We start from the raw sequence: 10647 nt of genomic DNA, 5'->3' as shown, positions 1-10647 counted from the left end.
GGGTAGATGCCGCCGAGGACGACGGTGGCGGCGAGCAGCCGGGCGGCGCGGGCGCCGCGGTTCGGGAGGACGGGCGCGGGGCGGTGCGGCACGGGCGGTCCCTTCGACGGGTCGGTGGCCGGTGGCTCCGGCGGGCACATCCCAGCACCCGGGAGCGCCGCCGACCGGTCGCCACTCCTGACCGGCGCCGCCCTTCACCTCTCCGTACCAGCGGCTCCGCGCCGACGGGGCGGTACCGGCCGCCGCCCGGCTCCGTACCGACCCCTCCGCCCCCGCGCCCCACGGCCCCGTTCAGGTCTGGACGAGGGGTTCGTACGCCTCCGCTCCCAGGCCGAAGGTCCAGGCGACGCCCTCGCGGGCGGTCCGGGTGCGGGGCGGCACGCGGAGCCAGTAGGTGCGGTGGCTGCCGTCGGGCTCCGGGGTCGAGTTGACCACCTCGACCATCACGACGTCCTCGTCGTCGGCCAGCTCGATCCGCCACAGCACCCCCGCCTCGTCGCGGCCCTCGGGGCGGGCGCCGGAGGCTTCGAGGTAGCGCTCGTAGCCGAAGAACTCCAGCATCACGCGCCGTAGTTCGGCGTTCTCCTCCGCGCGGATCCGCTCGGGCGTGAGGTAGGCGAGCCCGGCGAGGAAGCGGCGCGTGACGGACATGCCGCGCCAGGCGTGCAGGGCGAAGCCGTCCCGGTGGGCGAGCGCGGGGCCGTCGCCCCGGTCGAGCCGACCGGCCTCGTCCCGGTGCAGTTCGACGGGGCGCTCGCAGATGACGACCACGTTCTCGTACGGCCACCACCAGCCGGCCTGCTCGGCGACGGCGGCCAGCCCGGCGAGCCGGTCCCCGTGCCCGTCGAAGGCGGCGAGCCAGGCAGCGTCCTGCTGGCCGAGCACGGCGTCGTACAGCAGCTCGCGCCCCGCCCGTTCGGTGAGGGCGCCGGGTTCCTCGCGGTCCCCCAGCACGTCCAGGATCCCGGTTCTGATCCGCTCCGCGAGCGCCCGCGTCGGGTCCCAGAGGCGGGCACCGGTCGCCTGCCAGTGCGCCGTCCACCCGGCCGGGCCGAGCGCGTCGTGGAGCCTGCGGCGCTCCTCCGCCCAGGGCAGGGTCCGCACCTCCTCGCGCACCGAGCGCCCCCGGTCGGCGAGTTCCGCGACCAGCTCGACCCCGGCGAGCGGCGAGTCCGCCCACAGCACCCGCTCCGGTGCGGGCAGCCCGGCGGCCGCGTAGGCCCGCCGGATCCCGGCCTCGGCGGCGGCCCGGTCGGCCGGCCCGGTGGCGGCCGCGACACGCCGCCACCTCTCGTACGCGTCACCCTCGCCCATCGCCCCGTCACCCTCGCCCATCGCCCCGTCACCCTGGTCCATCGCCCCGTCCCCCACGTCCGTCCGCTCCCTCGTCCTCGTCCTCGTACGCGTCCCGATCCCGGTCCGCTCCATCCGGTCACCCCGGTCACCCCGGTCCACGCGCTCAGCCCGCTCGACCCACACGGCTCGCACGGTCCACTCGGCCCGCACGACGCGCTCGACCCGTTCGGTGCACCCGGCCCGCTCAGTCCGCCACGATCCGGTAGGCGCCCGGCACGTACTCCCGCTGCCGCACCACCCGGTACCAGCCCCTGGGCAGGACGATCGGCGCGTGCTCCTCGTGTACCAGCCGTCCGCCCTCGGGGAGTTCGAGGAGGAAGGGGCCGTACTCCCCCGGCTCCCGCACCAGCCGGCCGGGGCCGGGGATCGCGTGGGCGTGTCCGGTGACCTCGCCGGAGGCGAGCACGAGCCGGGCCCGTCCGTCCCTCGGCTCGCCCCGCGCGGCCTTCGCCCGGGCGGGCACGGCCCGCTCGTCGACGGGCACGATCAGCACGTCCCCCTGCCGGTACATGGCTCTCCCCTTCTCCGTCCGGAACCCGGTGCCCGAACACGAGAACGACGCTAGAGGCCACCACTGACAACGCGTCGGGACCGGCACCCGCCGCACCCGGCTGTCGGTGGGACTTGGTAGAACTCTTGCGGTCGGTCCGCACGCCTGCCCGTACGGCCGCGCGTACGCCCGTCCCCCGTCTGCCGCTCGTCACCTGTCGTCTGTCGTCTTCGTCTTCGCCCGTCGTCTCGTCCTCGCCTGTCGTCTGGAGCATCGTCATGACCATTGGGGTCCACCTGGAGGAGTTCCACGGCCTCCCCGTCTTCGACCTCCCGGACGCCGAGTCGCGCGCCGAGCTGCCCGACGCGGCGGCCGTGGCCTGGCGGCTGTCGAGCCCGACGTACCGCGACGCGGACGAGGAGAGCTGGCAGGCGGTCTTCGAGCGCTTCCTGAAGACCGTGGACACCGGGCGGGTCCGCGCGCTCGTGGTGGGCGGCTGGGAGGACGCGTACGACACCTCCTCCGCCCCGGTCGTCACGGCGCTCATGGGGGCGAACGACCGGCTGACCGCCCTGGAGGCCGTCTTCCTCGGCGACATGACCTTCGAGGACTGCGAGATCTCCTGGATCGTCCAGTCCGACGTGACGCCGCTGCTCGCCGCCTACCCGGCGCTGCGGGAGCTGGGCGTGCGCGGCGGCACCGGACTCTCCTTCCCGTCGGTGCGCCACACCGGCCTGGAGACCCTGGTCGTGGAGGCCGGCGGGCTCGGCGCCGAGGTCGTGCGCGGGATCGCCGGCAGCGATCTGCCGGCCCTGGAGAGCCTCGAACTGTGGCTCGGGACGGACGAGTACGGCGGCGACTCCTCGCCCGAGGACCTGGCGCCGCTGCTCTCCGGCGAGGCGTTCCCCGCCCTGCGCAGCCTCGGCCTGTGCAACAGCGTGATCGAGGACCGGGTGGCCGCCGCCGTGGCGGGCGCCCCGGTCGTCGCCCGCCTCGACCGCCTCGACCTCAGCATGGGCGTGCTCACCGACGAGGGCGCGGGCGCGCTGCTCGACGGGCAGCCGCTGACCCACCTGCGGGAGCTGGACCTGGAGCACCACTACCTCTCGGCGGCCATGCGGGACCGGCTCACCGCCGCCCTCGCCCCGCACGGGGTGCGGGTCGTCCTGGACGACCCGCAGACCCCGGAGGACGACGGCGACGGGGACGTCTGGCGCTACGTCGCCATCGCCGAATGACCCCCGGCCCGCGCCTCGTCGTCGTCGGCGATCCGGCGGGGCGGCGCGTCGCGTTCCTCCAGGACGCGCTGCGCGCCGCCGGGCTGCCCGGGGCGCGGGCCGTCTCCTGGGCGGACGTCCTGCGCGACCGGGCCCGCTTCGCTGCGGGCGAGACCGTGCGGGTCGACTCTCCCGGGGAGGTGCCAGAGGTCGATCTGCTGCTGCGCGGCACCGCGGATCCGGCCCGTGTGGAGGGCGGCCGGGTCTGGTACGACCGGTTCACCGCCGCCCTGGCCGGGCTCGCCGACGGTGCGGCCCGGGCCGGTGCCGTGCTGGTGGACGACCCGGCGGAGACGGCGGTCCTCTTCGACAAGCGGCTCACCCACGGCCGGCTCGCCGCCGCCGGGGTGCCGGTCCCCGCGTCGCCGACCTCGGGTCCCGACGGGGCGCCGGTGCGGGGCTGGGACGACCTGGTGGCGCTGATGGCCGGCGCCGGGCTGCGCCGGGTCTTCGTCAAGCCGGCCCACGGCTCCTCCGCCTCGGGGGTGCTCGCCGTGGAGACGGCCGGCGCGGGCCGGGTGCAGGCGGCCACCTCGGTCGAGCGGGACGGGGCCGGACGGCTCTTCAACTCGCTGCGGGTGCGCCGCTACACGGGCGAGCGGGAGGTCGGCTCCCTGGTCGACGCGCTCGCGCCGGACGGACTGCACGTGGAGCGCTGGCTGCCGAAGGCCGTCCAGGGCGGCCGGGCGGCGGACCTGCGGGTGGTGGTGACCGGCGGACGGGCCACGCACGCGGTGGTCCGCACCAGCCGCTCGCCGCTGACCAATCTGCACCTCGGCGGCGCCCGGGGCGACCTCGCCGCCGCGCGGACCGCGATCACCGCCGCCGGAAGCCGCTGGGAGGACGCCCTCGCCGTGTGCGAGCGGGCGGCGGCGGCCTTCCCCGGCACCCGCTGCGTCGGGGTGGACCTGCTCCCGGGCGCCGGCTGGCGCCGCTTCGCGGTCGGCGAGGTCAACGCCTTCGGGGACCTGCTGCCCGGCCTCACGGGCCTGCCGGGCAGCGGCGCCGAGGGCCTGGACACGTACGGAGCCCAGGTCGCCGACCTGCTCCGGAACCCGCCCGGACCCGCATCCGCCCCCGTCCCCGCCGGAACGCCCGGCTCGGCCCCCGGCACCCCCACGGCCGGCGGCGCCGCCCCACGCACCACAGGAACGAGCACCTCTCCGTGAACCAGCCCGACATGAACACGATCGTCGGCAGCCACGACCTGCTCCTGGTCACCCTCGACACCCTCCGGTACGACGTGGCCGCCGAGCTGGCCGCCGCCGGCCGCATCCCGAACCTGGCCCGTCACCTCCCGGACGGCCGCTGGGAGCGGCGGCACGCCCCGGGCAGCTTCACCTACGCCTCCCACCAGGCGATCTTCGCCGGCTTCCTGCCGACGCCGGCCGAGCCGGGGCCGCACCCGCGGCTCTTCGCGGCCCGGTTCGCGGGCAGCGAGACCACGGCGGACGGCACCTACGTGTACGACTCCCCCGACCTGGTCTCGGCGCTCGCCGCCGACGGCTACCGGACGGTCTGCGTCGGCGGCGTCGGCTTCTTCGACGGACGGCCGCCGCTGGGCACGGTGCTGCCGGGGCTGTTCCAGGAGAGCCACTGGGAGCCGTCGTTCGGGGTGGCCTCGCCGACCTCGTTCGAGGCGCAGGTGGCGCGGGCCGAGGAGGTGGTGGCCGGGCTCCCGGCGGACCGCCGCCTCTTCCTCTTCGTGAACGTGTCCGCCCTGCACCAGCCCAACTGGTTCCACACCCCGGGCGCGAGCCGGGAGGCCGGGGACACCCGCGCCACCCACGCGGCGGCCCTGGAGTACGTCGACCGGCACATCGGCCGGCTGTTCGCGGCGATGAGCAGCCGCCGGAGCTGCTTCGCGATCGTCTGCTCGGACCACGGCACGGCGTACGGCGACGACGGCTTCACGGGCCACCGCCTCGGCCACGAGGTGGTGTGGACGGTGCCGTACGCGCAGTTCACGCTGGCCGGTCCGCGGGAAGGGGCCGCCGCGTGACCGGCGCCCCGCTCCCGCGCCCGTACGTCTCGTACGTGTACGCCTACCCGCACAAGACGGCGTACCGCCCGCTGCCCGGCCGGCCGGAGCTGGCCGCGCTCTGGGCCGACGAGCCCAAGGACGCCCTCTCGCTCTACGCGCACATACCGTTCTGCGAGGTCCGCTGCGGCTTCTGCAACCTCTTCACCCGGATCGGCGCCCCGGACGAGCTGACGACCCGCTACCTCGACGCGCTCGACCGGCAGGCCGCGGCCGTCCGGGAGGCGCTCGGCGACGCGCCGGCGCGGTTCGCGGCGGCGGCCTTCGGCGGCGGCACCCCGACCTTCCTCACCGCCGCCGAGCTGGAGCGGCTCTGCGACATCGCCGAGCACCGCATGGGCGCGGACCTGCGGGCGGTGCCGCTCTCCGTGGAGACCTCGCCGGCCACCGCCACCGCCGACCGCCTCGCGGTGCTGGCCGGGCGCGGCGCGACCCGGCTCAGCATCGGGGTGCAGAGCTTCGTGGACGCCGAGGCGCGGGCGGCGGTCCGGCCGCAGCGGCGGGCGGACGTGGAGGCGGCGCTCGGCCGGATCAGGGACGCGGGCGTGCCGGTGCTCAACATCGACCTGATCTACGGGATCGACGGGCAGGACGAGGAGTCCTGGCGGTACTCGCTGGACGCGGCGCTCGCCTGGCGGCCGGAGGAGCTGTACCTGTACCCGCTGTACGTGCGGCCGCTGACCGGCCTCGGCCGCTCGGGCCCCGCGGAGTCCGACGGGGAGTGGGACGCGCGGCGGCTGCGGCTGTACCGGCTCGGCCGGGACCACCTCCGGGCCGCCGGGTACGAGCAGGTGTCGATGCGGATGTTCCGGCGCCCCGGGGCGGCCCCGGCCGGTCCGGACGACCACGCCTGCCAGACGGACGGCATGATCGGGCTGGGCTGCGGCGCCCGCTCGTACACGTCCGCGCTGCACTACTCCTTCGACTACGCGGTCGACATGCGGGAGATCCGGTCGATCATCGACGCCTACACGGAGACCGGGACGCGGGACTTCTCCCGGGCCCAGGTGGGCCGGTGGGTGGACGCGGCGGAGGCGCGGCGGCGGCACCTCCTCCAGTCGCTGCTCCAGGCCGGGGGCATGGAGCTCGCCGGGTACGAGAAGCGGTTCGGGACCTCGGCGCACGAGGACTTCGGGGCGGAGCTCGACCGGTTCGCGGAGCGGGGCTGGCTGGACGGGACGGCGCCGGAGGGGCTGCTCAGGCTGTCGGCGGAGGGGCTCGGCCCCGAGCTGTTCTCTCCGGACGTGCGGGCCGCGATGGCCGCGTACGAGCCGAAGTAGGGGCCGGCCGTGGACCTGACGCTGCTGTACCGGGGGCCGCTCGCCTCCTGCGACTACGACTGCCCGTACTGCCCCTTCGCCAAGCGCCGGGACTCCCCGGAGACGCTGCGCGCGGACCGGGCGGCGCTGGAGCGGTTCACCGGCTGGGCGGCCGGGCAGGACGGGGACCGGCTGCGGATCCTCTTCACCCCGTGGGGCGAGGGCCTGGTCCGCTCCTGGTACCGGCGGGCGATGGTGGAGCTGTCGCGGCTGCCGCACGTGGAGCGGGTGGCGATCCAGACCAACCTGAGCTGCCGGACCGCGTGGCTGGACGACGCCGACCTGGGCTCGCTGGCGCTGTGGTGCACGTACCACCCCGGCCAGACGCCGTACGACCGCTTCCTCGGCAAGGCCCTCGACCTGGCGGCCCGGGGCGTCCGGTTCAGCGTGGGCGTGGTGGGCCTGCCGGAGCACCACGCGGAGGCGCTGCGGCTGCGGGAGGCGCTGCCGGACCACGTCTACCTGTGGGTGAACGCCGCCGAGGGCCGTACGTACCCGGACGCGGAGGCGGCCGCGTGGACCGGCATCGACCCGCTCTTCCCCTACAGCCGGCACCCGCACCGCTCGGCGGGGCTGCCCTGCCGGACCGGCGAGTCGGTGGTGTCGGTGGACGGCGCCGGGACGGTGCGGCGCTGCCACTTCGTCCCGGCGGAGCTGGGGAACCTGTACGACGGCTCGTACCGCGCCGCGCTGCGGCCGCGCGCCTGCCCCCTCGCCGTCTGCGACTGCCACATCGGCTACGTGCACCTGGAGACGCTGCCGCTGTACGACGTCTTCGCCGGCGGGGTCCTGGAGCGGATCCCCGCCGGCCGCCCCGGGGCTACAGGGGCATGAGGTCGGGGCGCTTGGCCTCGACGTGGTCGCCGGAGCTCTCGCCGCGCAGCCGCCGCCCGATCCACGGCACCAGGTACTCGCGCGCCCAGTGGATGTCGTCGCGGCGGACCTCCAGCGGGCCGCGGGCGGGCAGCGGGGGCCACGCCTGGTCCGGGTCGGCCGGCACCGGCAGGCCGAGGACCTGGGCGGCGCGCAGCGCGACCCGGGTGTGGCCCTCGGGCGAGAGGTGCAGCCGGTCGTCGTCCCAGGCGCGCCGGTCCTGGACGGACCGCAGCGACCACAGGTCGAGGACCGGGCAGTCGTAGCGGTCGGCGATGGCGCGGACGTGCGCCGTGTAGGTGGCGATCTTGCCGCGCAGGTGCTTGAGCACGGGCACGTCGCGGGTGTCGAAGCCGGTGGTCACCATGACGGTGCCGACGGCGGAGGTGAGGTCGCGCACGGCCCGCTCGAAGCGCTCGGCGACGTCGTCGGGGTCGGTGCCGGGGCGGATGATGTCGTTGCCGCCCGCGCAGAAGGTGACCAGGTCGGGGGCGAGCTCCTTCGCCCGGGGGACCTGCTCGGCCACGATCTGGTCGAGGAGGCGGCCGCGGACCGCCAGGTTGGCGTAGCGGAAGCCCTCGTGGTCCGGCAGCTGGTCGGCGAGGAGCACCGCGAAGCGGTCCGCCCAGCCGACGTAGGTCCCGTCGGGTCCCGGGTCCCCGACGCCCTCGGTGAAGCTGTCACCGATCGCCGCGTACGACCCGAATGACCCGAACGCGTTCTCGTCTGTTGCTCTCGAATCGTCTGCCACGGAAGCACATCCTTCCTTTTCGGATGTGACCTACGCGACCGTAAGGAGGGGTTGACGGCGGGTGATATATGCCACCGATAAAGAATTTGCCAAGCCGGAATAGGAGGAAGGCCCGGCACCTGGGTGCCGGGCCTTCCTCCTGAGGCGTTACGCCGGACGGATCAAGCGGATCCGGGTCAGACCGAGACGCCGTGCTGGCGCAGGTAGGCCAGCGGGTCGACGTCCGAGCCGTAGCTCGGCGAGGTGCGGATCTCGAAGTGCAGGTGCGGGCCGGTCGAGTTGCCGGTGGAGCCGGAGAGGCCGATCTGCTGGCCGCCGCTCACGGACTGGCCGGCGGAGACGGCGAGGGAGGAGAGGTGGGCGTACTGCGAGTAGTTGCCGTCGGCGTGCTTGATGACGACCTCGTTGCCGTAGGCGCCGCTCCAGCCGGCGGAGACGACCGTGCCGGCGCCGACGGCGCGGACGGTGGTGCCGGAGGAGGCGATGAAGTCCGCACCGGTGTGGTAGCCGGAGGACCACATGGCACCGGCGGTGCGGTACGAGGTGGAGATGCCGCCGGCGACCGGGGTGACCCAGCCGGAGGAGGCGGTCTGCGTGGAGCCGGAGGACTGGGCGGCGGCGGCCGGGGCCGCGGCGCGCTCGGTGGACCGCGAGGCGCGGCTCTGCTCGCCGGTGGGCGCGGCCTTCTGCGTGACCTTGGCCTTGGCCTTCGGGGCGGCCGGGGCGGCGGCCTTGGGGGCGGCGGCCTTGGCGGTGCTCTTGGCGCCGAGGGTGAGCTTCATGCCCGGGAGGATGAGCGAGGGGTTCTCGCCGACGACCTGGCGGTTGTCGGAGTAGAGCCGCTGCCAGCCGCCGGCGACGTCGTGCTCGGCGGCGATCTTGGACAGGTAGTCGCCGGCGACGACGGAGTACGTCTTCGGGGCGGCGGCCTTCGCGGCCGGGGCGTCCTGGGCCTTCACCTGCGCGGCGGCGGTCACCACGGCGCCGGGGGCGGCGGCCGGGGCGGCCTGCTCGGCGGCGTGGGCACCGGTGGCGCCGATGAGCGGCAGGGCGACGACGGCGCCGCCGGTGCCGGCGGCGACGAGGCCACGGGTCAGGAAGGTGGACTTCTTGCGGCGGTGCTTACCGTTCGCGGGCATGGCGAATTCCTCTCCGGCGCCTGCGAGGTGAGCTGTCGGGTTCGGACTGGAGATGTCCGGCCGCGTTTCCACGCGGCTTCACCCCGAGCCGTCCTGCGTCGCGGGACCGGCGTACTTCCTTGGGTCCCCCGCTCCTGCCACGTCGGGATGGGATCGAATTCCGGGCGGTGGCAGGACTAGGCGGTCCGACCGGATTGACGGCGACGCTAGACGAGCGGGGTCGGCGGGAACAAGCCGCGGAATTCTCCGGGCATTCCGGGACGATCTTCGGGCCCGGAATTCCGGTCACCCTCCGTCGATGACGATCCCTCGCATCCCTTTTCAGGGAGGGGGATTGGGCCGGGCGGTCGAGCACGATCCGTCACTTCTATGACCCTGCTCACGCACGAAATCCCATCTCCCCCTCAACCAGAGCGTCTTACGCCAAGTCACACCAATACGGACAGATCGCCCATTACCGACCAGGGGGGTGCGCCGCGCCCCGCGCGCCGGGATGATTGCGGGGGGAACCGATCTCGTCCCGGTCCCCCGAACGCCTACCCCCAGGAGCATCCGTGACGCAGCAGTTGCCGCAGGTCCAGCCCCTCGAACCCGGCGAGCCCGAGCTCGCGGAGGTCCGCAACTTCCGGGACGTGGGCGGCCTGCCGACGACCGACGGGCGGACCGTCCGGCCCGGCGCCCTCTTCCGCAGCGGCCACCTCGCCGACGCCACCGAGTCCGACGCGGCCTTCCTCACCGACCTCGGCCTGCACACGATCTTCGACTTCCGCAACGCGGCGGACGCGAAGGTGGAGGGGCCGGACGTCGAGCTCCCGGGCGTGCGGAACGTGAACATACCCCTGAGCGACCCGGCCGACGGCAAGGAGTTCTGGCGGATGGTCCGCGAGGGCGACCTCGGCACGCTGCGGGAGCTGCTGGGCGACGGCAAGGCGGCGGAGCGGATGACCTCCTCGTACCGCCGGATGGTCGTGGAGCGGACCGCCGAGCACAGCCGGGTCCTGCACGCGCTCGCCGAGGAGTCCGTCCCCGCGCTGATGCACTGCGCGGCCGGCAAGGACCGCGCCGGGCTCTCGATCGCGATCACCCTGCTCGCGCTGGGCGTGGAGCGCGGGGCCATCGAGGCGGACTACGTGAAGTCCGACGCGCCGCACCGCCGCTACAAGGTGCGCCGCAGCTCCACCGCCCGGGACGCGATGGCGCCCGAGGTGATGGAGCTGCTGAGCCCGCTCTTCGACGCGCGGGTGGAGTACCTGCGGGCCGCCTTCGAGACCATCGACGCGACCTGGGGCTCGGTGGACACCTACCTCGCGGAGGGCCTGAAGCTGGCGCCCGAGACCCGCGAGCGGCTGCGCGAGCGGTTCCTCACCGGGGCGTGAGACTCCCGGCCCGGCGGCCGGCGAC

Annotated in this window: 10 protein-coding genes and 1 riboswitch; of the genes, 6 read left to right on the top strand and 4 right to left on the bottom strand. The window is 75.0% G+C overall.

Annotation, left to right across the window (positions count from 1 at the left end):
• Window positions 1-291: 291 nt before the first annotated feature.
• Together IE321_RS31850 and IE321_RS31845 are read right to left on the bottom strand one after the other, a co-directional pair.
• Complete coding sequence (locus IE321_RS31850; RefSeq protein WP_190225437.1) at window positions 292-1335, bottom strand: DUF6745 domain-containing protein; 1044 nt, start codon at window positions 1333-1335, stop codon at window positions 292-294.
• A gap of 205 nt (window positions 1336-1540) precedes the next feature.
• The gene (locus IE321_RS31845; protein ID WP_043228354.1) at window positions 1541-1867 is read right to left on the bottom strand and encodes a DUF8820 family protein; all 327 of its coding nucleotides are present in this window, start codon (window positions 1865-1867) and stop codon (window positions 1541-1543) included.
• Between the two features lie 257 nt (window positions 1868-2124).
• Here IE321_RS31845 and IE321_RS31840 point away from each other — a divergent pair, with 257 nt between their 5' ends.
• The 5 genes from IE321_RS31840 to IE321_RS31820 are packed head-to-tail and all read left to right on the top strand — an operon-like array spanning window position 2125 to window position 7317.
• Entirely contained in the window at window positions 2125-3084 is a 960-nt protein-coding gene (locus IE321_RS31840; RefSeq protein ID WP_190225434.1) for an STM4015 family protein, read from the top strand.
• The gene (locus IE321_RS31835; RefSeq protein ID WP_190225433.1) at window positions 3081-4292 is read left to right on the top strand and encodes an STM4014 family protein; all 1212 of its coding nucleotides are present in this window, start codon (window positions 3081-3083) and stop codon (window positions 4290-4292) included. The genes IE321_RS31840 and IE321_RS31835 overlap by 4 nt, the downstream gene beginning before the upstream one ends.
• 11 nt (window positions 4293-4303) lie before the next feature.
• Entirely contained in the window at window positions 4304-5125 is an 822-nt protein-coding gene (locus IE321_RS31830) for an STM4013/SEN3800 family hydrolase (RefSeq protein WP_190225436.1), read from the top strand.
• Entirely contained in the window at window positions 5122-6444 is a 1323-nt protein-coding gene (locus tag IE321_RS31825; protein ID WP_190225432.1) for an STM4012 family radical SAM protein, read from the top strand. Before IE321_RS31830 ends, IE321_RS31825 begins: the two co-directional genes overlap by 4 nt.
• A gap of 9 nt (window positions 6445-6453) precedes the next feature.
• Complete coding sequence (locus IE321_RS31820) at window positions 6454-7317, top strand: STM4011 family radical SAM protein (protein ID WP_043228352.1); 864 nt, start codon at window positions 6454-6456, stop codon at window positions 7315-7317.
• On the opposite strand, the gene IE321_RS31815 is transcribed toward IE321_RS31820, so the two are convergent.
• Entirely contained in the window at window positions 7304-8107 is an 804-nt protein-coding gene (locus IE321_RS31815) for an SGNH/GDSL hydrolase family protein (RefSeq protein WP_190225431.1), read from the bottom strand. The two genes, IE321_RS31820 and IE321_RS31815, sit on opposite strands and share 14 nt — an antisense overlap.
• A 176-nt stretch (window positions 8108-8283) precedes the next feature.
• The gene (locus tag IE321_RS31810) at window positions 8284-9246 is read right to left on the bottom strand and encodes a M23 family metallopeptidase (protein ID WP_190225430.1); all 963 of its coding nucleotides are present in this window, start codon (window positions 9244-9246) and stop codon (window positions 8284-8286) included.
• A 4-nt stretch (window positions 9247-9250) separates the two neighbouring features.
• A riboswitch (cyclic di-AMP (ydaO/yuaA leader) is annotated at window positions 9251-9408 on the bottom strand.
• A gap of 392 nt (window positions 9409-9800) precedes the next feature.
• On the opposite strand from IE321_RS31810, the gene IE321_RS31805 reads away from it, so the two are divergent.
• On the top strand, window positions 9801-10622 hold the full coding sequence (locus tag IE321_RS31805) for a tyrosine-protein phosphatase (protein WP_190225429.1): 822 nt from the start codon (window positions 9801-9803) through the stop codon (window positions 10620-10622).
• Window positions 10623-10647: the final 25 nt, after the last annotated feature.

This window comes from Streptomyces hydrogenans, from assembly GCF_014656075.1.
GTDB lineage: Bacteria > Actinomycetota > Actinomycetes > Streptomycetales > Streptomycetaceae > Streptomyces > Streptomyces hydrogenans.
Note: the sequence above shows the minus strand (reverse complement) of the source record. Positions and strands in the feature narration are given on the sequence as shown.

Bases quoted from the DNA above. Each gene is read 5' to 3' on its own strand.
- IE321_RS31850 (WP_190225437.1), bottom strand. From the start codon at position 1,335: ATGGGCGAGGGTGACGGGGCGATGGGCGAGGGTGACGCGTACGAGAGG.
- IE321_RS31845 (WP_043228354.1), bottom strand. From the start codon at position 1,867: ATGTACCGGCAGGGGGACGTGCTGATCGTGCCCGTCGACGAGCGGGCC.
- IE321_RS31840 (WP_190225434.1), top strand. From the start codon at position 2,125: ATGACCATTGGGGTCCACCTGGAGGAGTTCCACGGCCTCCCCGTCTTC.
- IE321_RS31835 (WP_190225433.1), top strand. From the start codon at position 3,081: ATGACCCCCGGCCCGCGCCTCGTCGTCGTCGGCGATCCGGCGGGGCGG.
- IE321_RS31830 (WP_190225436.1), top strand. From the start codon at position 4,304: ATGAACACGATCGTCGGCAGCCACGACCTGCTCCTGGTCACCCTCGAC.
- IE321_RS31810 (WP_190225430.1), bottom strand. From the start codon at position 9,246: ATGCCCGCGAACGGTAAGCACCGCCGCAAGAAGTCCACCTTCCTGACC.